Genomic DNA, 20,245 nt, shown 5'->3' with positions numbered 1-20,245 from the left:
CTAAAATAAGTGAGCGAAGCAAAGCGCTTAGAAAGCGGAGTGTAAGGCGCCTTGGCGGGAAATTCCCGGGCTTGGAATTTTTCGCCAAGGTGCTTACACGCAGCTTTCTGCTTTGCGCAGCTGTCCTACCAAAGTGAGCGAAGCAAAGCGCTTAGAAGCTGGAACATAAGTCTCCTCAACCAAAAACTCCCGAGCTTGGAATTTTTGATTGAGGTGATTATGTGGAAGTTTCTGCTTTGCATAGCCGTCCTAATACTCCTTTAGTTCAAAAGTTATCAACAAAATAAAACGCCCCTCTCAATATACATTGAAAGAGACGTTCAGTGGGTGTTGGTTATCAACATCTGCATAGCGCTCCGCGAGTAATCGCGACAGTCCTTAACTTATTGAGTTAAGACCCAACAGCTGACTTGAAAAGCAGTCAGCCATTTCGGCATTCATCCCTTTTTATCCCAGTCATCACTTCTTTTCAAGTTCCTGAAATAGACTCATTATGAACGCGCCTCTATTCGAATATATCAATTGATTTAACTTTTAAACTGTAAAAAGTGTAACTCAATTTGGTATAAATAACAAACTGAGTGCTCAAAGCTCTTACATAGCAGTAAATATCAGCTTTTCTCTACCAACAATTGGGTCTTTTGTTTGACCAACTCGCTTGAAATCCACTTTTTTTAATAACGCAATGGAAGCTGCATTATCAGCAAAAGCTTCGGCAATCACTACCTTATGCTGGTTAAGCAACTCCTTAACCACCCCTCGAACCGCTTCACTCATCAAGCCTTGGCGCCAAACGGTTGGATCTAAAAAGTAGCTCATTTCCAACCGTTTTTGATCTGGCCCTCCTGTTGCCCCGACCGTTGGAAATAATAAGATGGCACCAATCAACTTTCCTTGACGATAAACACCCAGTGAACCGGGATCTTCAATTTGTCGCTTAGCAACTTCCATCAACATTTGGCGATTGCTTAAAAGATTAAATCCCGCGCCTTCTGCGACCCGAGGATCAGAAATCAGCTGGTAATAACGGTCAAAGTCCTGCATTGTGAGCTGCTTAATCGTGAGTCGATGAGTAGCTAAGCTCATTCTTGGATCCTCCTAAATCTTCGTGTTGACGACGAATCGATAACGAGCAATTTGGGGTGCATAGTTCACGTAAAGAATCTCTGACACCAGCAGCCAAGAATAAGCCACTAAGGCTGCCCCTAAAGTATCCGTTGGGTAGTGGGCATTTAAGTAAACGCGAGAAAACATCACTAAAATCAAACCGGCCACCAAAAGCGTTCGAATAAGAACTCGAACAGCCGCATGATCGACTAATGGCACGATGACAATCCAAATAACAGCAATTACCAAAAAAATTCCCAAAACATGCCCGCTCGGAAAACTGTAACCACTGTCAACACCCAAATGTAGCGGAGGGCGATGTCTTCTGACTAAGTGTTTTATAACAAACCCTAAGATGTCACCGCCGCCAACTGTGAAAAGCGCCCACAACGCGGGAACTTTGTACTTGAATCCCCATAAGAAAAAGGCAATGATAAATATCCAAAAAACGTCTAACTTGGGCGCGGCAAAAAAGGAGACCACTAAGTAAAATTTTTCAACTCCTTGATTTATCGTGGATCCTTGAATGGCAGTTGTGAAAATTGAATCTAAAAATTGCAAATAATCAAAATTAAATGCGACTGACAAAGATAGGATCGTCGTCATACAAAGGCTAACAATCAATTTGATAATTCGATTGGGGTCTCTTTGCATCAGCATATAATCCTCATTCCCATACATTTTAAACAATCCTCTCTAATGTAAAGTGAGCGCAGCAAAGCGCTTAGAAAGCGGAGCGTAAGTCTCCTCTAACAGAAATCTCTGGACCCAAAATTCTATTAGCGACGCTTATAGTAGCTCTCTACTTGGCGCAGCTGTCCTCAATATCAACTCAAGACTGAGTATATCACAATCACGACATGCTTCTAAAGTCAGATTCAGTTGGTGTCCGCCATTTTAGGGAGTATAATTTGGGACGTTAGTTTAACAAATTAGAGGAAGTGACTAAAGTTGATAAGTTATGCATTACTCATGATGGCCATTGGCTGCTTTGCCGGAATTGCCGGAGCCATTCTTGGCCTTGGGGGCGGTATCATTTTAACCCCGATCTTGACGTTGTTGATGGGCGTTAATATTAAATACGCAATCGGCGCTAGCATTATTGCCGTCATTGCGACAAGTTCAGGCGCGACGATTGCCTATCTGCGTGATGAAGTTTTGAATCTTCGCGTCGCAATGTTTTTAGAAATTGCGACCACTTTAGGGGCCTTAAGCGGTGCCCTGCTCACGGGCGTTATCAATCCTAAATATTTATATATTTTATTTGGGCTCCTGCTATTATTCTCCGGTTACAATATGATTCGTAAATTAATAACTCACAATGAACTGCTCCAGCGAGCCAAACCTGATCGACTAGCAGCCAAATTTAAACTTGATAGTGCTTATTATGATAAACAAATGATGAAGCGGGTGGACTACCAAGTTGAACACATTCCAGGCGGCTTGGCCGTGATGTATGGCGCCGGAATTGCCAGTGGCCTATTAGGCATTGGTTCGGGAGCCTTTAAAGTCATTGCCATGGACACCGTCATGAAAATGCCATTGAAAGCATCAACTTCTACCAGTAATTTGATGATGGGCGTCACAGCCGCTGCTAGTGCGACCGTTTATTTCTTCAATGGGTCAATTAAACCACAAATCGCCGTTCCGCTTGCACTGGGAATCTTGGTAGGCGCCACAATTGGTTCTCGGGTCATGCAACACCTTTCAGCTCGAGCAATTCGAATGGTATTCGTGCCAATTCTGCTTTATATTGGCATTCAGATGTTTATGAAAGGAATTTAGAAAATGAAGAAGTCAAATGAACCGGTTAATCAAGAAATGGCTGACGTTGAAATAATTATTGGCAAAATCCTTCAATTAGGCGTTTTGATTTCAGCGGCCATTATGTTGATCGGCCTCATCTTGCTAATAGTTACGCAATCTACTGGCTATCCGGCTGGTATTTATCCAACTGATTTTACAGAAATCGGCAAGGGATTGCTTTCATTTAAATCTTATTCAATCATGATGTTAGGCATTTTTTGTTTAATTTTAACGCCAATTTTACGAGTTGTTGTATCGATTTATTCGTTTTATAAAGAACACGATCTGCTATACGTTGTCATTACCAGCATTGTTTTAGTGATCTTGATGATTAGTTTCGTCTTTGGCATTTTGAGGTAATCAATTAACATAACTTAAAGCAGGCATCCTTTGAACGTTCTCGCCTCAAAGGATGCCTGCTTTTATAACCAAACTTACTTTTACGAAGCTTTGTTAATTGTAATATCCCCAACATCGGTGGAAAAACGATAATTAACTGGGTGGGAGCCGTTTTCCAACCCATACTCACTGTTGGAATGGCCAAATAAGGACTTATCCCCCACATCGGTATTCAACGTCACATGGGTTCGCTTATCGACGTAGATTCTGCCGTCAATATCGCCAACGTCACTATAAGCCCTAAAGCTTTGCTTGATGACCTGTGGATTGAATGAAATATCGCCAGTATCACTCTTAATATCTAATTTATTAAACGTATTCGATTTTAAATCGACATCCCCAACATCGCTTGATAAATTTGCTTTGTCAAACTGGCTTTTGCTGAGATTAACATCGCCAATTCCAGAAGTCGTGAGGGTATCGGTCACATGAACTCGTTGAATCGAAAGATCACCATCACCCGAATAGGAAACTTTCCCGACCGTTAAACCGGTTAAATTAAAGTAATCATCATTATCATTGTGACCGTCCTCATCACTATGAGCATCAATGGCATCAAGTTTAGTACTCTTAGGGATGGTAATAACAGTTCCAGCAGTCTTGGGTGCAACTGCTTCAAAGCCGCCACTACCACCAAAGATCGCAATTCGCCAACGCGTGTGTACTTGTGGACCAGCAACAACCAATTGGCTGCCGGTTTGCGTAACTTTAGTTTTACCATGGTAGTCGACGTGGACGCTAGATACATCGCCACGCTGAATTTTAACTGCATGAGCGGCGGTTAATTTAATTCGTTTAACCTTATTAAATTGCTGGCTATGAGGGGTCTTGTCCACCGATCGGCTACTACTTTCAACACTTAAGCCATGGTCCCAATAAACCGGACGATTACCACCGTTTCCCAGGCCGAGAGCAAAGCAGATGAGGCCTATTATCATGGTTGAAACCCCAATGATCACTGTCCTTTTCATCGTTGACCCTTCCTTTCTCTTCGTTCAGCCCGATTTTTAGGCACCAGTTTGTTATAAATCCATTTCGAAAACAGCGTAACGCCGCGAATCAATCCATTTACAACAGCTTTAAACATGGGCGTTAAAATAATTAGAAAGCCGATGACAAATAAGCCAATTCCCAAATAAAAGAGCCCCGTCCAAAACGAATTAATAATAATACCAATACCAACAGCAAAGGATACAACACCGGTCAAAATTGCTGCGAAAAAGACTGCTGCAATAGAAATAATCAGGGCGCCAGTAACAGCGATGCCGGCAATAAATAGCGCCGCGGCAACGATTGCCAATGGAATCGTTACTGGCGTCGACAACAATGCCAATAAGATTAACCAAATTGTCTTCACGTCATTTTTAGAGCGCTGGCTTCTCGTTGCATTTGGCTGGGGGTTCTCCAACGTCTTAATCGAATAATCCGCCAGCACTTTTCTGGCCAGCTGCCTGGGCGTCCCCAATTCACGGACACAGTCATTGTAAGAGGTAAAATGGCCATCCTCTAAATATTCTTCATAAAAGTTAACGGCTTCATCGCGTTCCTCTTGATCAAGCTGACCCAATAGCGTCCTGAACTCTTCAATATAATCATCCATTTGCCATCCCATCTCCTAACATATTTTCAATTCCTTTTTTGAAAGCAGCCCACTCTTTTTGGATAATTTGATACTGTCGCTTCCCCTCGGCAGTAATTTTATAATACCGGCGGTTTCGCCCCTGATATGGCTCATCGTAAGTCGTTAACAAGTGGTTCTTTTTTAATCTTCTTAACACTGGGTACATCGTCGATTCTGAGACTGAAATGGACTCTTGGACTTTTTGGGTTAACGCGTAACCATAATAATCCTCTTTACTCAAAAGCCCCAAGACGCAACCATCAAGTAATTCGGAACTTATTTGAATCGCCATATTGTCACCTCCACAATATTATATTTCATATAATATGATTCCATATACATATTAGCGCAATCAGATTTTTTGTCAATTAAAAACGACGGCCTTCCACAAAAAGGAAATCCGTCGCTACATTACTTTATTCATCTTTTTCTTGGGCCCGCCGAATTCGCTGATTAATTTTATTAACTAACTCTGCCACAATAAATCCTAACGCAATAGAACCGGCGATCCAGACAACTTCTGAGAGGTAGTTAAAAGCCGTTTGATAGTCACCCAAAGCAAAGTTTTTAATTGAATTATACGCTTGACCACCGGGAACTAGTGGTACCAGTCCGGGAACATCAAAGAGAATACTCGGCATTTTTTTCCAGCGAGCAATCATTACCGATAGAATCCCGATAACGAGTCCCCCAAAGAAATTAGGAGCTCCTAAGCCACCCCAAGTGGTAAAGATCCAGTAATAAACCAGCCAACCAATTGTTGCATTAATCCCCGCAATATTTAATGCCCGGTGAGGCAAGTTAACAATTAAACCAAACCCAATTCCGGATAAATAAACACAGGCACACTTAATCATAAAAAACGTCATGTCATTACCTCAAAAGAAGTGTAGGGCGATCGCGACACCAAATCCCAAGGCACAAGCACTAATCAACGCCTCAATTCCTCTCGCCGGGCCGCTGATCAAGTTGCCAGATAAGGCGTCTCGAACCGCATTGGTAAGCGGAATTCCGGGCACCAGTGGCATTAAGGCACCAATAATGACGTCATCCGCCTTAATCCCCAAGCCAACTTTAACGGCCAAAATTGCCAAGCTCGCAACCACCGCGGCGGCGATAAACTCACTTAAAAAGCGAATTTGAACGTAAATATTTAGAAAGTAAAGTACTGCCCAGCCAATCATACCAACTAAAAACGTAATGCCAAAATCAGGCAAATTATTTTGAAAAACCACTACCAGTGAACCGCTAACCAACCCAGCACCGATTAATTGGACCCATAAGGGAAACATTGCAACCTGCTCATCAATATGCAGCAGGTCATCATAAAATTCGTTAATACTGATTTTTTGCGCTTCATATTCACGAGAAAGTTCATTGACCTTGGCGACTTTTTCCATGTCCAAAACCCGCTTGTCGATTGACCCTACTTGGGCACCGACATCTTGGGTACCTCCAGAGACGATAATTCCGGTCAAAGTGGCATAAATATTGGCATCCTTCAAGCCGGCATTTCGGGCAATCCTCAATACGGTATCATTGACTCGAGTCATTTCCGATCCAGATTCAATCATAATCGTACCGGCAAGCACGCATGTATTAATCACTAGATGATCGTAATTATTCTGTTGGTCGGCCATGTCATCACCTCATTCGTTAAATACGGTGTTTAGGAATGAATTTTACGTTAATTATAAGCTGCTAATAATCAATTTGGCAGTGGCGGAGTGGTTTGTTCTAATCACTCCTAGCCGCAAGCTTTGCTACTTAACACTAAACAATCGTTAGGCACAGGGAGCTCAATTTCAAATTTTTAAGCGACAAATAAGCTCACGATGGCTCACAAAAAGCCGCCAAGAAAGCATCCGCCAGCGCACTCCGACACCTACTGCGACTTTACAAACACATAATGGGCGGTCTTATAACCAATCACAAGTCGCTTATTATCCGTTAGGTTTTCGACAGTTACTGAGCCTTCAAACGGGTCATGAGAGATAATCTTGAGTTTATCGCCAATATCCAACTTGATATCTCCTAGAAGCGTCAACAAATCATGGTTATCGATAAATCGATTAACCACGACCGTTTGCCCATCCTTTGCTTCTGTCAAAATCTTGTCATGATCTTTTTTGTAATGGCCATTGCGATCCGGAATAATTCCACCGTGAGGGCAACGTTCTGGATGACCCAAGAAATCATCTAAGTGGTCGATCATCTTATCGCTGGTAACGTGTTCTAAGCGCTCCGCTTCATCATGAACATCCGGTAAGTCGAAGTGTAGCGTTTGAATCAAAAAGGTTTCCCAAATTCGGTGTTTACGAACTAATTCTTCAGCATATTTGGTTCCCTTGGCTGTTAATCGCATTCCTGAATACGGTTCGTGTTCTACCAGCTTTTCGGCAACCATCTTATTGACCATTTCTGTTACCGAACCGGCCGCCACGTTTAAGCTAATCGCAATTTGTTTGTTGCTAACTAACTTACTGGCACCACCAAGTTCAAAAATAATCTTTAAATAATCTTCCTTCATTGGCGTCATTTAAACGAAAATCTCCTAATCTAATTTACGGAATATCATTGCCGCGATCATAAATGATATCTTCATCTTCTCCACGAGTAGTTTCGGCTTGAATCGTCACGTGACAAATATGATATTTATTCTTCAAAATTTTTGTAATTTCCAAATAAATCGGTTGAACTTGACTAATCTTCATATCATGCATATTAACATGCGCCGAGAAAATAATGTTGTTTTCATCAATTAACCAAGCATGCACGTGATGGACAGAAAAAACACCATCCAATTGCAATAAATCATGTTTAATCGCTTCATAATCGATATTGGGCGCCCCTTGCATGAGAATTCTAAATGTTTGTCGCACAATTGGTATCGCCTCATAAATAATGTAGGCGGCAACTAAAATGGTCACAACCGGATCAACTAAGGTCCAGTTAAATAAATCAATTAAGATCCCCCCGATAATAATTGCGATCGACGATAACGCATCACTTAAAATATGTAGATAAGTTGCCTTCATATTTAAATTGCTTTTCGACCCAGCATTCAATAAGTACGCCGATAACAAGTTAGCAACTAACCCAATTACAGCAATCGTTAACATCAAATTACCGTTAATAGGTTCTGGTTGGCTAATGCGTTTAGCAGCTTCAATCATCAAAATCAAACAAACGACCCCTAAAACGATTGAATTCAAAAAAGCTGTAATGATTTCCGCTCGTTTGTAGCCAAACGTATTCCGCGCGTTTTGCCGACGTTTACTAACTCGACTGGCAATATAACTAAACACAATTGAAAACGAATCGCCCAAATTATGAAAGGCATCCGAAATTAAAGAAAGACTTCCTGACAAAAAGCCACCAACAAATTCAGCAATTGTAATCACCACATTCAAGATGGTCACCCAGAAGAAACGATTACCGGCTAACTCTTCGTGATTATGTTCTGCCATGAATTAATCACTCCAATCTACCTCTTATTATTACATTTCATCCTTAAAAACTCCATACAAGTTTAACATTATTTTTAGGGATACTGAAAGTTATGGTAGTAAGTACCCAGATACTAAAAGGGCCGCAACAAAGCATAGCTCGCTGCGACCCATTAGAGAAATTCCGGCATCCTATCGGTTTTAATCAAATTTCATTTCGTTCATACTCGAATACTGATCCAATTTTTAATTGGATACTCAAAGTGCTTTTGTTCGCACGATGGAACTCTTTTGTCACATTACTTGTGCAATCTAACAGTTATACAAACGATCATCTAATTAAGATATAGGATGCCAGTCTTCCCCTATGCCTAGAATATCATTGGATTATCGATTTAACAATCGTTTTGTCTAGATATTGCAGTGTTTAATCAATTGTTTAACTTCTTCTATCGATGAACCATTTTGAATAAAACAATGTACCAAGTCCAGCCAGTACATGTCCGTATCGTCAAGCATCGGCTCAGGCTCAAATTGTGATTTTGTCGGGATGAGGCCGTGGTTAATATAGTCAGCAATAACGCCAGGCTGACAATTAATTTTCTGAGCAGATTCGTTCAATGTAAATTTCATGATGACTTCTCCTAGTAAGTGAGCGAAGCAAAGCGCTTAGAAAGCGGAGCCTAAGTCCACTTGGCCGGAAATCCCGGGTTTGGATTTTTGGCCAAGTGGTCTTAGGTGCAGCTTTCTGCTTTGCACAGCTGTCCTAAAATAAGTGAGCGGAGCAAAGCGCTTAGAAACTGGAGCATAAGGCATCTTGGCCGGAAATCCCGGGCTTGGATTTTTGGCCAAGATGTTTTATGCGGAAGTTTCTGCTTTGCGCAGCTGTCCTAAAAATAAGTGAGCGGAGCAAAGCGCTTAGAAAGCGGAGCCTAAGTCCACTTGGTCGGAAATCCCGGGTTTGGATTTTTGACCAAGTGGTCTTAAGTGCAGCTTTCTGCTTTGCGCAGCTGTCCTAAAATAGTGAGCGGAGCAAAGCGCCTAGAAAGCGGAGTGTAAGGCTCCTCAGACAGAAATCCCCGGGCTTGGGATTTGTGGCTGAGGTGCTTACACGCAGCTTTCTGCTTTGCGCAGCTGTCCTAATTCAAATTACAGCCAGTTTACCAGCTCTCTCATTAAATGCAACCCCTATTCAACCATTCGCCAGTTACCCTCGTTGGCCTTTGAAATCTGATTGATAAAATGCAGAATTGAGGCAGCTCGATCTTGGTCGTGGTTGACCAGTAAATTCAACCCTTTACCCGTTACCATTGGCTCGCTGAGCGAAAATTGCTCTCCCTTTTTATTCCCGGTTGAAAAAGCCATCACCGTATGACCATCATCGATTTCGGTAATAATAAAGAACAGGCTAAAGTCATCAGCCTCCTTCATATAAGCTGGCATTGCCCAAATGCCATCACTAATTTGAATCAATTCTTCGTTTTCAAACCGATAATCCCGGTGATTTTTGTCATTGACGGGCTTGTCCAGCACAAACAGCATCTTGTCGAATACTTTGTCGCCCAATTTAATATTGTCTTCCATAGCGGTCCCCTTTGATTAATCATTTCGGTAAAATCATGCAGAGACCATCTTACTTGGATTTTGTCATTCGTGCAAGCCTAGCTGATTAATTATCACAGTACCTCAATTTTGCTCATTTAACCTTCACAATGTGCCCAATTTCTCGTTGCGCGTCCATTGTCCAATTGATTAAGACGATTAAAAGGCTAAGCCCGATTGCCGTCCAAGAAATAAAACCACTTATATTAGCAACCATCACATACACAACAATCCCTGACACAACGCCAACCCAGGCGCCATGTTGCCAAGCTTTTCGGACAGCTCGAGGATAATCATCAACTGATACCTCCTGGTAATTAAGCTTTAATTTAGAAATCCCGTGTGATACATAAACGCTCACGCCATACCAGCCAATCACTAAATTAAGAAATGCAAAACCTATAAAAGCAGATTTAGGGAGCTTGGTTTGTGGTAAAAAGATAAATGCAATATTGGCAATTGCTGTATAAAGCCACAAAAACATAAACGCATTTGTAGCAATTCGATTGATTTCTCGACGATTACGCTCGTCTAGCACGCCCCGAATACTGAAGAAATAACGCATGATTTTGATCAAGAATCCTTCTCTCAATTTATATCATCTACTTTCCAAAATAAGGTATTTAAATCGGTCCCCAACTCTTCGGCCAAACGAATGCAAAGCTTCAAAGACGGATTATACTTATCATTCTCAATTAAATTAATTGTTTGCCTGGCGACCCCCACTTTTTCTGCCAAAGCAAACTGAGAAACCCCTGCGTGTTTTCGATATTCCCTGACTCTATTCACTTAGCCGGCCTCCAAATTCAAATTGTCATATATATGTGTCATCCATAATATAAAATAGTTGGCACACAATGTCAATTATATGTGACAAATGGGATTGAAATTAAATTCCCAATCTTTCATTCAATCGCTACTTAATTAATGCGTAGTGTTAGTGATGTAGTCATTTCCTTTATATCATCTTGTAAACGTTTCAAACCTTATTTGTTACTTATTTTATTAGTATAATTAGATGATATAATCATATCAAAAGAATTAATATTAATTGACTGGAATGATGTTATGGTGAAAGAAAACTGGAAAGTTCCATTTCTATCCCTTTTTATAATAATGATTGTCGTGCTCGTTTGGAAGATATTATTGTTTATAAACGTATTCCCTGACACGAACATTTGGTTGGGGATCACCCCAGATATCTTGGGTGTTTTATCAATATTTATCCTAGTCGTTTATCAGAAAAGTGGTGGTTTCTCTTCAAAAAACAAGTTAAAGGCAATTGGTTTAACGATGACGGCCATCACGTGGATCACAATTTTAATTTAATAGAGCCCCATCCTGTCTAGCCGCTTATTACGCCCATAGAAATCGATGTTATCATTTTGATAAGAAAAATAGGAGCCGGAATTAAAAAATTCCAGCTCCCCAATTTAATCTATTGATTAAACATAAAGTAAACTTGGTTGATCAACCGCTTTTTGCATATGGTCATACAAATGATTACCAATTGTATTCGTGCCCACGGTCTTGAACCCTTTGCGTGCATATAATTTTTTCGCTGCGGGATTTTCGAAATCAACGTTTAGCCCAATTACCGATTTACCATCGTTCATCGCCATTCGTGGAACTGCTGCTAACAGCTTGCTGCCAATCCCGCGACCTTGAAACTTCGGATCAACAGCAATTGAATCCAGATACCATTCGTCCGAATGCGTTTCTGAATCTGGAATGTATGGCTCTTTAAAATCGGTACTCTTTTTTGATAGGTTAATGAGAACTCGATTAATGTCGTCCTCGTTTTCGCTGGGGTAGCCAAACACTACGCCAACAACTTGACCATCGGCCTCGGCCACCACGGTAGATGCTTTACTAGACAAATATGTTTTTGTCTGGTAAGCCCTCGTGATGACCTTGGCTAATCCAGGTTCGGGAACGTCATCTAATTCGTCAAGTTCCATTTCATCAAAAATAAGATCAATCAACGGGGCTATCTGCCCAGCGTCATCTTGTTGGGCTTCTCTTACGGTTATCACAAAAATCCTCCTAAAAAATAAAGTGAGCGGAGCCAGGCGTTTAGAAATCGGAGTATAAGTCTCCTCTAACAGAAATCCCCAGGCTTGGGATTTTTGTTAGAGGTGCTTATACGGAGATTTCTGCCTGGCGCAGCTGTCCTAAAATAGTGAGCGGAGCAAAGCGGTTAGAAGCTGGAGCCTAAGTTATCTCGTCCAGAAATCACGGGCTTGGATTTTTGGACGAGATAACTTAGGTGCAAGCTTCTGCTTTGCGCAGCTGTCCTAATAAAGTGAGCGAAACAAAGCGGTTAGAAACTGGAGCATAAGGCATCTTGGCCGGAAATCCCGGGCTTGGATCTTTGGACAAGTTGACTTAGGTGCAGCTTTCTGCTTTGCGCAGCTATCCTACTACATCATCACCTTATACTACTGAAACTTTCATTAATTGTCAAAAAGGATGAAAAATCAGCCCTTATTCTCAGATGAATTTTCAATATTTCTTGTTTCACTTTCATCTAAATTACTTTTGACGTTACCCGGCTGACTTCGCTGAATTAAATCCAATTCCGTTCTAATCTGGCCTAAGATCTCAATTTCCAACTTCTGAATCTCTAAAGAATGTGGCAATTGATTTTGGGTCAGATTATCTAGCTTGGCATGCAAGATTCTTAATTCATGTTCAGATTTCAAATTAACATGATAATCATTTTCAGAATTCATTCGATCACGATCTGCCGCCCGGTTTTGACTCATCATAATGATGGGGGCTTGAATCGCGGCGATACAGCTTAACCCAAGGTTTAACAAAATAAATGGAAACGGATCAAAGTGAACGCCGAATAATTGTAAGCCATTAATCAGCATCCAAGCAACTAAAACCAAACTGAAAACAAAGATGAACCCCCAACTACCGCCAAACCGAGCTACGGCATCCGAAACCCGCTGACCAAACGTTAAACTCTTGGCCAAATTATCATTGACATCAACAATGTCATAATCATCACTTTGCATCGCTTTGGTCAGCCGGCGATTGATCTTTCTGGTCTGCTTAACATCCGCATTGACCATACCGTCCACTCTCATCAATTGATATTTCAGCAAATCATGATCACAAATAAAGTCAGTCACCTTTGCGTTTGGATAATCTCCCTTAATCAAGTTTCGAATTGCTGGCTCAAGATCCTTTAAATAACGGCCATCAATTTCCATGTGTCGTTTGTGGTCAATGAAACAAATTGCAGTTTTTTCTTCAATCATGGACACCCCTCCAGGATAGTTATTAGCCAATCATTTCAACTTAAAATGACAACACTGTTTTGGGACCGACAATTTCCGAGATTCGTGATTGCTGGGTTAAGAACTCGGATGCCAGACCACTGGACAATAATAAAAAGTATCTCCTCAATATTATATCAAGAAGATACTTTCATTCACGAAATATATTTGATAACAGTCGTCTAAAACTAGTGCCTATCCAAAAGCAACGTTCAATTAAGCCTTAATCAAGTCGGTCTTGGTCTTTAACAATTCAGCCTTTAACGCACGAATATGTGCTTGGGCTTCCTCATTATCCGCCGTCCCTTTCATCCATGATAATACGGCTAAATTTGTTTCCATTTCAGCAATAATTTTTTGAATCGTCTGATCCGATTCACCATTGGTAGACATATCTAGTCTCCTCCTTAATTTGATACCGTAATCATAACATGCAGCAGGGAAAAGGCAACCGATATGGTGCCGCTTTCATTGAATTCTAATGATTAATCGATCTGGTCAACGACTTATTGTTATAACAACGGTTGCTTATACATAAAATGAGTTCTTTTCTAATCAATAATTGACAAAATATCTTGAGGCAGCGGGCTCGTGAACTTAAACAACTGCTTTGAAAATGGGTCGTTAAAGGCTAAAGAAGCCGCATGAAGGGCCTGACGATCAATTCCTAAATTAAGGGGGCCATGATACAGCGCATCCCCCAACAACGGGTGGCCAATTGACGCGAAATGCACCCTAATTTGATGGGTTCGGCCCGTGTGTAAAATGACCTCTACCACTGTCCGATCACGAAATTCACGTTTCACCCAGTATTCAGTTTGGGCACTTTTCCCATCAGCGGCAATTATCTGACCAAAGCCATCCGGGTCTTTGGCAATTGGCCGATCAATGAACCCGTGTTGCGTCAAGCCACTGCCAGCGACGACTGCCAAATAGTTCTTATGAAGCGTCTTTGCGGCCAACATATCATTTGCTAAGCTGTTGGCCAGCTGGTGTTTGGCAACTAGAACTAAACCACTAGTAAATCGATCCAGCCGCGTAATAATATGGGGAACTAGATTTCTGGCGTGTTCCTGTACCCAATGATACTTAATCCGATTGACTAGCGTATCATCATGATTGCTCGGCCCAGGCACCACCGTTAATCCTGCTGGCTTATCAACGACCAACCAATGATCATCTTCATAAACCACTTCAATTGGCTGGTTACTAACTGCCACGTTGGGATCACTGACCTCATCTGGCAAATTAACAACGACTTCATCACCAGTTCGCAATGGCTGTGCGTTACCAACCTGGTGACCATTGATTTTGACTTCACCGCCCCCCGTTTTAATCCGTTTATACATTCGATGGCTAATTCCATGAACGCTCAAAAATTTCCGAAGGGTTTCAGGGTCGGCAGCCACTTTTTTCCAAGTAAATTTCACAATTCTCTCCTAATTTGTCTAAATTCAAACAATTCCGATCAAAATATCCGGCCATCCAAATGACATCTTATGAAAAAACGATCGTCTCTCATTTTTTGTCATGTGGCTTTGCGTTATATTTGGACGACCGTATCAACAAACCATAACGATTATTGATGCTAGTCCAGTAAACTTTAACAAGCTTAACCCAAATGTCCAAACAATTTTTGCAGTGACGAACATTGTCCAGCTGGCTAACGATTTATCTATTTGCAGCAAAAATGAAAATACAATCACTACGTTTATTATGGACGCTTAACCATGATTCGGTCATCTCTTAGCTACTTGACCATCTTAGCATAAGCAGCCACTTGGGTCATAATCCGAGAGGCTAAATTGCCCAATCAGTTCTTTGTAAAACCAAAATAACCACGTTATAATATAGTTGCATCGTGATGACGGTCTTTCTAAACCACATTAAGTCTCACAATGCAGGTTCCAGCAATGACTGGGCCGGTGTTTAAGGGCGACCCAACCATGCCGTTTTTGGAATGATTGGGTTACTTCTATGTTAAAAAACAACTACTTCAGCCAGTGAAAACAACTGGTTAGTCATTAATCCCAGCTTTGTCACAGGCACACTTTACTTGCGACAGATTGGCGATGAGTTATACTTGACTCAATTAAATTGTAAAGGTGGAGAAACTCATGGCAGACACAAACAACCAATTTATTGTAACAACGACGGAACATATTCCCGGAAAAGATTATGAAGTGATTGGTGAAGTCTTTGGCTTGACCACCCAATCCAAAAACGTTGTCAGAAATATCGGTGCCGGTTTGAAAAACATTGTTGGCGGGGAAATCAAGGATTATACTAAGATGCTTGACGAAGCTCGAAACGTCTCGGTAGACCGCTTAAAGGCTAATGCCAAAGAGATGGGCGCGGATGCCGTTGTCATGATGCGGTTTGATTCCGGCTCAATTGGCGCTGATATGCAGTCGGTCGCCGCTTATGGAACAGCCGTTAAATTCAAATAATGCAAAGAATCTGGGGAACGATCAGCTAACGCTTGTTGACTTTTTCCCTTGATAACTAAATTCTAATTGATCATAACAAAAACGAAGCAGTCAATTTTTTCATTGATTGCTTCGTTTTTTTATAGTGACTGAAAATGATTGTCAACAGGCGACTCAATATTTCGGTGGCCTTCACACATAACTTTTTAAAAACTACTCAGCTTCTGAGTGAACCTTTGAGCCCATTTTTTCAAGGATAATTGCAATTTTATCAATTCCCAAAAGTAAATCCGCTTCACTCATAACCAAGGGTGGCAACAACCGCAGCGTATTGTGATTAGCCGGTAGGGTTAGTAGTCCCGCTGCTTGTAACTTAGCAATCACGTCGGCGACTTTAACTTGATCCTTTAAATGAATCCCAATCATCAAGCCCTGACCGCTTACACTGGCGACTGCTTCCAGTGGCGTCAGCTTAGTCGTAATTTCTTTGAACACCACTTGGCTTTTTTGCTGAACGGTTGCTAAGAAGGTCGGTGTTAGTTGTTCTAATACTGCCTTAGCTGCTGCCAGTGCCAATTTGTTGCCACCAAAAGTAGTGCCGTGAGCCCCAGGACCAAACGCGGTCGCAAGTTCTTTTTTGCCAATCATGGCGCCAATCGGCAAGCCATTTCCCAAGGCCTTCGCGCTGGTAATGATGTCTGGCTTCATCTCAAACTGTTCATAAGCAAATTTGGTCCCAGTCCGACCGATACCGGTTTGGACTTCGTCAACAATTAATAAGACCCCTTCTTGCTGGCATTTCTGCGAAACTGCGTGCAGCCAATCAGGATCTCCCGCGTAAACGCCGCCTTCTCCTTGAATGACTTCTAGGATGACGGCCGCCAAATTCTCGTTAATTTGCTTGATGGCTTGATCATCATTGTAATCCGCAAACTGAACCCCAGGAACAAGTGGCGTATAGCCCGTCTGAATTGAGGGATTCCCCGTTAACGACATTGAGCCAAACGTCCGGCCATGAAACCCATTCTTAAATGCTAAAACTTGTTGCTTACCAGTATATTTTCTTGCCAACTTAAACGCCGCTTCGTTAGCTTCGGTTCCTGAATTGCAAAAAAATGCCAACATGTCTTTCGGGCAAAGTAGGCTAGCCACTTCATCTTGAAGCTGGCTGGGATATAAATTGGACGTATGCCAAATTTTGCCTAACTGATTAATAACCCGCTGCTCAATCCAGGTATTGCTATAACCAAAGCTGCAAACGCCGATGCCACTGGTAAAGTCTAAATAGGTTTGGCCGTTATTATCCGTCAAATGCCAATCGTGGCCCGAGACAATTTCCATTGGGTACTGTTGATACGTGGGAAAAATATGATTCATTCTTTTAATCTCCTTTACATCACAATCTGTTTACTCACCAAATTGGTGCCTGGTTGCTTTAATTCGTTAGTGATGGCAACCTCTTTAACACCACTTTTAAAGGCCTCAAAAGCTGCCGCTAATTTGGGCTGCATCCCAGCTTTAATCTGTTTTTGGGCAACAAGTTGCTGCGCTTTTTCCTGCGTTAAGTGAGAAACAACGTGGTCAGCCAGCATCACACCCGGAACATCGGTCAGCAAAACCAGCTTCTCAGCGTTTAACAATTTAGCAACCCCAGCCGCGGCCGCATCACCGTTAACGTTCAATAGTTGGTCACTAGCATTAACCGCCAACGGTGCGCACACCCCGATGCGGCCGCCGCTCAAGGCATCATCTATGTACTGACGGTTAACCCCTATCACTTGACCAACTTCTCCGTAAACAGCTTGGTCAAGATAGTCACCGTAAATAACCGGCAGTCCTGACGCGTTTAACCCCATAACTGGCAGCCCATGATCTGCTAATTGTTTACAAAGCATTGGCTGCACTAATCCCAGTAGCACTGCTTGGGTGACTTTCAAGGTTTTTGAATCTGTCACTCGAATTCCGTCAACTTGATTGATTGGTAAATGAAGCTGCGAACTCCATTCAGATATCTGCGGTCCGCCACCATGAATAATCAAAATGTGCTTGCCAGCCTGGTGCCAAGCGGTTAATTGTTGATAAAAGGTCGGCGATAACTGATTCGTTGCGTGACCCCCAACTTTAATGACAATCGTTGAACTCATCCAACTACCTCCTAACTTCGATACGACGCGTTGATTTGAACGTACTTGTAGGTGAGATCACAGCCCCACGCTGTCCCAGCTGCCGAGCCGGCATTTAAATCAACCTCGATTGTGACTTGGCTGTTTTTTAAACTGGCGGCAACTTTAGCCTCATCAAATTCAGTGGCAACACTATTCTTCACCAGCTGGGTACCATTAATGGCTACCCGAACGCCGTTCACATCCACGTGGGCCGTTGTCTGCCCAATCGCTTGCATGACCCGACCCCAATTGGCATCAGCGCCAAAAATCATTGCCTTCACCAAATTAGATCCCACAACGGCCTTAGCAACCTGTTGGCCTTCCGTATGATTGTAAGCGCCAGTAACATTAACTTCGACTAACTTGGAAGCACCTTCACCATCTCCGGCAATTTCTTGGGCCAGCTTGGTCAAAACTTGCTTAAAGGCGGTTACAAACGTTGGATAATCTTCATTAGTCTCGTTGAGTGATTCATTGCCAGCCAATCCGTTTGCCATCACCATCACCATGTCATTAGTCGACGTATCGCCGTCAACCGTAATTTGATTAAACGTCTCATCCACCGTTGTCCGTAATAATTTTTGCAATTGGGATCCCTCGATTGCCGCGTCAGTGACGACGAAGCCCAACATCGTTGCCATGTTAGGATGAATCATCCCAGATCCTTTGCAAAAACCAGTAAGCGTGACCGGTCGATTATTAATGACACATTTAAGCGTAATGGTTTTGGGATGGGTATCAGTCGTCAAAATTGCTTTAGTGATGCCCTTTGATTGCGATAAGGCCAAGTGATTGATTCCTGCTTGAATTTTGGCCATTGGCAGCGGTTCGCCAATGACACCAGTTGATGCAATCGCCACTAGGTTGGGATCGATGGCTAATTTTTTGGCAGCGATTTTTTGCATTGTCATTGCATCAGCCCAACCACTCGGGCCATTACATGAATTGGCATTGCCACTATTCATTACCACTGCTTGAATCTGATGGTGGCTATTAATCGTTTGCTTAGTGAGTTTAGTTGGTGCTGCTTGGAACTGATTGGTCGTGTAGACGCCGGCCGCTGCTGCCGGCACCTTGGAATAAAGCCACCCCATATCATCTTGATTGGGTTTCAAACCAACATGAACTGAATCAGAATAATAGCCCAACGGCCAGGCAAACTTAGTCGTTAGAATTGAATTTTCACTTGTCATCTGCATCCTTTTTAAGCTCCTTTGGTTAAGGTAAAAACGGTTGTAATTTCAGTCCTTGAGTTTCTTTAAAATCGAACAGTTGATTAAAATTTTGAACTGCTTGGCCGGCTGCCCCTTTTAATAGATTATCGATGACACTATCAACCATCACGGTGTTAGTAACGGGGTTATAAACCGTCCCGATTGCACATTGATTAGTGCCAACCGTTTGCTTGATGTCTGGCAGTTGATTGCCCGTGTAACTGACAAATGGCTTATCCTGATAGGTCTGGGTGAATGCTTCAGTCAGCATCTGTTCAGTGATATCCGCGCGAACTTTGGCGTATATCGTGCTCATAATTCCGCGTCTGATTGGTACTAAAGTCGTCATGAATTGAATGGCCGGAATTTGTTCGTTCCAACGTTTCAACGCCTGCATCATTTCTGGAATGTGTTGATGTCGATTTGCCTTATAAATCTGAAGGTTTTCGTCTACTTGAGTAAAATGCGTACTGGGCGTCGGTGTTTTACCAGCGCCAGTCGTGCCCGACTTAGCATCAACAATGATACTATCTGGTTCAATCAAATTATTTTGAACCAGCGGCGCCAATCCCAATAGTGTAGCCGTCGCATAACAGCCAGGGTTGGCAACATAAGTTTGGGCCTTGGCAGACACCAAATCAGCGAGGCCATAGTGGGATTGCCGCAGGAACTTAGCCGGAGCAGCTGGTTTGTTATACCATTTAAGATATTGCCGCTCGTTTTTCAAGCGCATGTCTCCTGATAGATCAATGACCGGAAAACCGGCCGCCAGATATTTAGGTGCCACTTTAGCTGTCACCCCAGCCGAGGTGGCAAAGAAAACCACTTGGTTATCTTTGATGATTGCATCGTCATCATATGGCCAAACTGGTGTCTGATTGCCATTAAAAATCGGGACAACTTGGTCTAATTCACTCGCTTTGGTCAATTTGTGATCATACAGATTAATCCCGCTAACCGCCGGATGGTTTTGCAGGAGTTGATAAAGAACCATTCCCGCGTAACCGGTAATTCCTACTAACGCAACTTGCATCTAATCGCCTCACACTTAATATTCATTTACACGAATATTAATGAATTGAAAACATCTTACAACGTCAGCTCATTAAATGCAACTTATTTTTAAAATTATTCAATATAATCACAAGTTATAAAATTTTTAT

Annotated in this window: 25 protein-coding genes and 1 riboswitch; of the genes, 4 read left to right on the top strand and 21 right to left on the bottom strand. The window is 42.2% G+C overall.

Annotation, left to right across the window (positions count from 1 at the left end; genetic code table 11):
• Positions 1-341: 341 nt before the first annotated feature.
• A riboswitch (Lysine riboswitch) is annotated at positions 342-516 on the bottom strand.
• Between the two features lie 78 nt (positions 517-594).
• Complete coding sequence (locus tag YK48G_RS10235; RefSeq protein ID WP_203630618.1) at positions 595-1,086, bottom strand: GNAT family N-acetyltransferase; 492 nt, start codon at positions 1,084-1,086, stop codon at positions 595-597.
• Between the two features lie 12 nt (positions 1,087-1,098).
• A complete protein-coding gene (locus tag YK48G_RS10230) occupies positions 1,099-1,767 on the bottom strand; it encodes a phosphatase PAP2 family protein (protein WP_373300207.1) in 669 nt (222 codons plus the stop codon).
• A 291-nt stretch (positions 1,768-2,058) separates the two neighbouring features.
• Here YK48G_RS10230 and YK48G_RS10225 point away from each other — a divergent pair, with 291 nt between their 5' ends.
• Both YK48G_RS10225 and YK48G_RS10220 read left to right on the top strand, forming a co-directional pair.
• A complete protein-coding gene (locus YK48G_RS10225) occupies positions 2,059-2,892 on the top strand; it encodes a sulfite exporter TauE/SafE family protein (RefSeq protein ID WP_203630616.1) in 834 nt (277 codons plus the stop codon).
• Positions 2,893-2,895: 3 nt separating this feature from the next.
• Positions 2,896-3,273, top strand: a complete 378-nt coding sequence (locus YK48G_RS10220; RefSeq protein WP_203630615.1) for a DUF1634 domain-containing protein — start codon at positions 2,896-2,898, stop codon at positions 3,271-3,273.
• An 80-nt stretch (positions 3,274-3,353) separates the two neighbouring features.
• Here the strand turns inward: YK48G_RS10220 and YK48G_RS10215 are convergent, their stop codons facing one another.
• The 11 genes from YK48G_RS10215 to YK48G_RS10165 form a co-directional block, all read right to left on the bottom strand.
• Positions 3,354-4,283, bottom strand: a complete 930-nt coding sequence (locus YK48G_RS10215; RefSeq protein WP_203630614.1) for a DUF4097 family beta strand repeat-containing protein — start codon at positions 4,281-4,283, stop codon at positions 3,354-3,356.
• A complete protein-coding gene (locus tag YK48G_RS10210) occupies positions 4,280-4,912 on the bottom strand; it encodes a DUF1700 domain-containing protein (protein ID WP_203630613.1) in 633 nt (210 codons plus the stop codon). Before YK48G_RS10210 ends, YK48G_RS10215 begins: the two co-directional genes overlap by 4 nt.
• Positions 4,905-5,225, bottom strand: a complete 321-nt coding sequence (locus tag YK48G_RS10205; RefSeq protein WP_203630612.1) for a PadR family transcriptional regulator — start codon at positions 5,223-5,225, stop codon at positions 4,905-4,907. Before YK48G_RS10205 ends, YK48G_RS10210 begins: the two co-directional genes overlap by 8 nt.
• Positions 5,226-5,349: 124 nt before the next feature.
• Positions 5,350-5,802, bottom strand: coding sequence for a threonine/serine exporter family protein (locus YK48G_RS10200; protein ID WP_203630611.1), 453 nt, complete (start codon positions 5,800-5,802; stop codon positions 5,350-5,352).
• 9 nt (positions 5,803-5,811) lie between these two features.
• Positions 5,812-6,573 (bottom strand): threonine/serine exporter family protein, encoded by a 762-nt coding sequence (locus tag YK48G_RS10195; protein WP_203630610.1) that lies wholly within the window; start codon positions 6,571-6,573, stop codon positions 5,812-5,814.
• 245 nt (positions 6,574-6,818) lie between these two features.
• Positions 6,819-7,472 carry a metal-dependent transcriptional regulator gene (locus YK48G_RS10190; protein ID WP_203630609.1) on the bottom strand — a complete coding sequence of 218 codons (654 nt, stop codon included), beginning with the start codon at positions 7,470-7,472 and terminating at the stop codon, positions 6,819-6,821.
• A 25-nt stretch (positions 7,473-7,497) separates the two neighbouring features.
• Positions 7,498-8,403, bottom strand: a complete 906-nt coding sequence (locus YK48G_RS10185) for a cation diffusion facilitator family transporter (protein WP_203630608.1) — start codon at positions 8,401-8,403, stop codon at positions 7,498-7,500.
• A 390-nt stretch (positions 8,404-8,793) separates the two neighbouring features.
• Complete coding sequence (locus YK48G_RS10180) at positions 8,794-9,015, bottom strand: MerR family transcriptional regulator (RefSeq protein WP_203630607.1); 222 nt, start codon at positions 9,013-9,015, stop codon at positions 8,794-8,796.
• 555 nt (positions 9,016-9,570) lie between these two features.
• Entirely contained in the window at positions 9,571-9,966 is a 396-nt protein-coding gene (locus YK48G_RS10175) for a hypothetical protein (RefSeq protein WP_203630606.1), read from the bottom strand.
• Between the two features lie 112 nt (positions 9,967-10,078).
• The gene (locus YK48G_RS10170; RefSeq protein WP_232365349.1) at positions 10,079-10,561 is read right to left on the bottom strand and encodes a DUF3278 domain-containing protein; all 483 of its coding nucleotides are present in this window, start codon (positions 10,559-10,561) and stop codon (positions 10,079-10,081) included.
• An 11-nt stretch (positions 10,562-10,572) separates the two neighbouring features.
• Positions 10,573-10,773: a helix-turn-helix transcriptional regulator gene (locus tag YK48G_RS10165; RefSeq protein WP_203630604.1), complete on the bottom strand. Its 201-nt coding sequence runs from the start codon at positions 10,771-10,773 to the stop codon at positions 10,573-10,575.
• Between the two features lie 357 nt (positions 10,774-11,130).
• On the opposite strand from YK48G_RS10165, the gene YK48G_RS10160 reads away from it, so the two are divergent.
• Positions 11,131-11,313 carry a hypothetical protein gene (locus tag YK48G_RS10160; protein ID WP_203630603.1) on the top strand — a complete coding sequence of 61 codons (183 nt, stop codon included), beginning with the start codon at positions 11,131-11,133 and terminating at the stop codon, positions 11,311-11,313.
• A 116-nt stretch (positions 11,314-11,429) separates the two neighbouring features.
• Here the strand turns inward: YK48G_RS10160 and YK48G_RS10155 are convergent, their stop codons facing one another.
• The 4 genes from YK48G_RS10155 to YK48G_RS10140 all read right to left on the bottom strand — a co-directional run bounded on the left by YK48G_RS10155 (position 11,430) and on the right by YK48G_RS10140 (position 14,704).
• A complete protein-coding gene (locus tag YK48G_RS10155) occupies positions 11,430-12,020 on the bottom strand; it encodes a GNAT family N-acetyltransferase (RefSeq protein WP_203630602.1) in 591 nt (196 codons plus the stop codon).
• Positions 12,021-12,464: 444 nt separating this feature from the next.
• Positions 12,465-13,256, bottom strand: a complete 792-nt coding sequence (locus tag YK48G_RS10150) for a DUF1003 domain-containing protein (protein WP_203630601.1) — start codon at positions 13,254-13,256, stop codon at positions 12,465-12,467.
• Positions 13,257-13,490: 234 nt separating this feature from the next.
• Positions 13,491-13,667: a hypothetical protein gene (locus tag YK48G_RS10145; RefSeq protein ID WP_203630600.1), complete on the bottom strand. Its 177-nt coding sequence runs from the start codon at positions 13,665-13,667 to the stop codon at positions 13,491-13,493.
• Positions 13,668-13,825: 158 nt separating this feature from the next.
• Positions 13,826-14,704, bottom strand: a complete 879-nt coding sequence (locus YK48G_RS10140; protein ID WP_232365348.1) for an RluA family pseudouridine synthase — start codon at positions 14,702-14,704, stop codon at positions 13,826-13,828.
• Between the two features lie 687 nt (positions 14,705-15,391).
• Here YK48G_RS10140 and YK48G_RS10135 point away from each other — a divergent pair.
• On the top strand, positions 15,392-15,724 hold the full coding sequence (locus YK48G_RS10135) for a heavy metal-binding domain-containing protein (RefSeq protein WP_203630599.1): 333 nt from the start codon (positions 15,392-15,394) through the stop codon (positions 15,722-15,724).
• 192 nt (positions 15,725-15,916) lie between these two features.
• Here the strand turns inward: YK48G_RS10135 and argD are convergent, their stop codons facing one another.
• Genes argD through argC form a run of 4 tightly spaced genes read right to left on the bottom strand, consistent with a single transcriptional unit; the run spans position 15,917 to position 20,115 of the window.
• Entirely contained in the window at positions 15,917-17,080 is a 1,164-nt protein-coding gene (gene argD / locus YK48G_RS10130) for an acetylornithine transaminase (RefSeq protein ID WP_203630598.1), read from the bottom strand.
• Positions 17,081-17,094: 14 nt separating this feature from the next.
• Positions 17,095-17,847 (bottom strand): acetylglutamate kinase, encoded by a 753-nt coding sequence (argB, locus tag YK48G_RS10125; protein WP_203630597.1) that lies wholly within the window; start codon positions 17,845-17,847, stop codon positions 17,095-17,097.
• Between the two features lie 11 nt (positions 17,848-17,858).
• Positions 17,859-19,067 (bottom strand): bifunctional glutamate N-acetyltransferase/amino-acid acetyltransferase ArgJ, encoded by a 1,209-nt coding sequence (argJ, locus tag YK48G_RS10120; RefSeq protein ID WP_203630596.1) that lies wholly within the window; start codon positions 19,065-19,067, stop codon positions 17,859-17,861.
• Positions 19,068-19,086: 19 nt separating this feature from the next.
• Positions 19,087-20,115 carry an N-acetyl-gamma-glutamyl-phosphate reductase gene (argC, locus tag YK48G_RS10115; RefSeq protein ID WP_203630595.1) on the bottom strand — a complete coding sequence of 343 codons (1,029 nt, stop codon included), beginning with the start codon at positions 20,113-20,115 and terminating at the stop codon, positions 19,087-19,089.
• Positions 20,116-20,245: the final 130 nt, after the last annotated feature.

It is taken from the genome of Lentilactobacillus fungorum (genome assembly GCF_016860605.1).
Taxonomy (GTDB): domain Bacteria; phylum Bacillota; class Bacilli; order Lactobacillales; family Lactobacillaceae; genus Lentilactobacillus; species Lentilactobacillus fungorum.
This window is presented reverse-complemented; position numbering and strand designations above follow the sequence as displayed.

Excerpts from the sequence above, each read along its gene's own strand:
- argD (WP_203630598.1), bottom strand. The coding sequence starts at position 17,080 with ATGAATCATATTTTTCCCACGTATCAACAGTACCCAATGGAAATTGTC.
- YK48G_RS10215 (WP_203630614.1), bottom strand. The coding sequence starts at position 4,283 with ATGAAAAGGACAGTGATCATTGGGGTTTCAACCATGATAATAGGCCTC.
- YK48G_RS10230 (WP_373300207.1), bottom strand. The coding sequence starts at position 1,767 with ATGCTGATGCAAAGAGACCCCAATCGAATTATCAAATTGATTGTTAGC.
- argC (WP_203630595.1), bottom strand. The coding sequence starts at position 20,115 with ATGCAAGTTGCGTTAGTAGGAATTACCGGTTACGCGGGAATGGTTCTT.
- YK48G_RS10190 (WP_203630609.1), bottom strand. The coding sequence starts at position 7,472 with ATGACGCCAATGAAGGAAGATTATTTAAAGATTATTTTTGAACTTGGT.
- YK48G_RS10195 (WP_203630610.1), bottom strand. The coding sequence starts at position 6,573 with ATGGCCGACCAACAGAATAATTACGATCATCTAGTGATTAATACATGC.
- YK48G_RS10180 (WP_203630607.1), bottom strand. The coding sequence starts at position 9,015 with ATGAAATTTACATTGAACGAATCTGCTCAGAAAATTAATTGTCAGCCT.
- argB (WP_203630597.1), bottom strand. The coding sequence starts at position 17,847 with ATGAGTTCAACGATTGTCATTAAAGTTGGGGGTCACGCAACGAATCAG.
- YK48G_RS10150 (WP_203630601.1), bottom strand. The coding sequence starts at position 13,256 with ATGATTGAAGAAAAAACTGCAATTTGTTTCATTGACCACAAACGACAC.
- YK48G_RS10185 (WP_203630608.1), bottom strand. The coding sequence starts at position 8,403 with ATGGCAGAACATAATCACGAAGAGTTAGCCGGTAATCGTTTCTTCTGG.
- YK48G_RS10135 (WP_203630599.1), top strand. The coding sequence starts at position 15,392 with ATGGCAGACACAAACAACCAATTTATTGTAACAACGACGGAACATATT.
- YK48G_RS10175 (WP_203630606.1), bottom strand. The coding sequence starts at position 9,966 with ATGGAAGACAATATTAAATTGGGCGACAAAGTATTCGACAAGATGCTG.
- argJ (WP_203630596.1), bottom strand. The coding sequence starts at position 19,067 with ATGCAGATGACAAGTGAAAATTCAATTCTAACGACTAAGTTTGCCTGG.
- YK48G_RS10220 (WP_203630615.1), top strand. The coding sequence starts at position 2,896 with ATGAAGAAGTCAAATGAACCGGTTAATCAAGAAATGGCTGACGTTGAA.
- YK48G_RS10210 (WP_203630613.1), bottom strand. The coding sequence starts at position 4,912 with ATGGATGATTATATTGAAGAGTTCAGGACGCTATTGGGTCAGCTTGAT.
- YK48G_RS10145 (WP_203630600.1), bottom strand. The coding sequence starts at position 13,667 with ATGTCTACCAATGGTGAATCGGATCAGACGATTCAAAAAATTATTGCT.
- YK48G_RS10205 (WP_203630612.1), bottom strand. The coding sequence starts at position 5,225 with ATGGCGATTCAAATAAGTTCCGAATTACTTGATGGTTGCGTCTTGGGG.
- YK48G_RS10235 (WP_203630618.1), bottom strand. The coding sequence starts at position 1,086 with ATGAGCTTAGCTACTCATCGACTCACGATTAAGCAGCTCACAATGCAG.
- YK48G_RS10200 (WP_203630611.1), bottom strand. The coding sequence starts at position 5,802 with ATGACGTTTTTTATGATTAAGTGTGCCTGTGTTTATTTATCCGGAATT.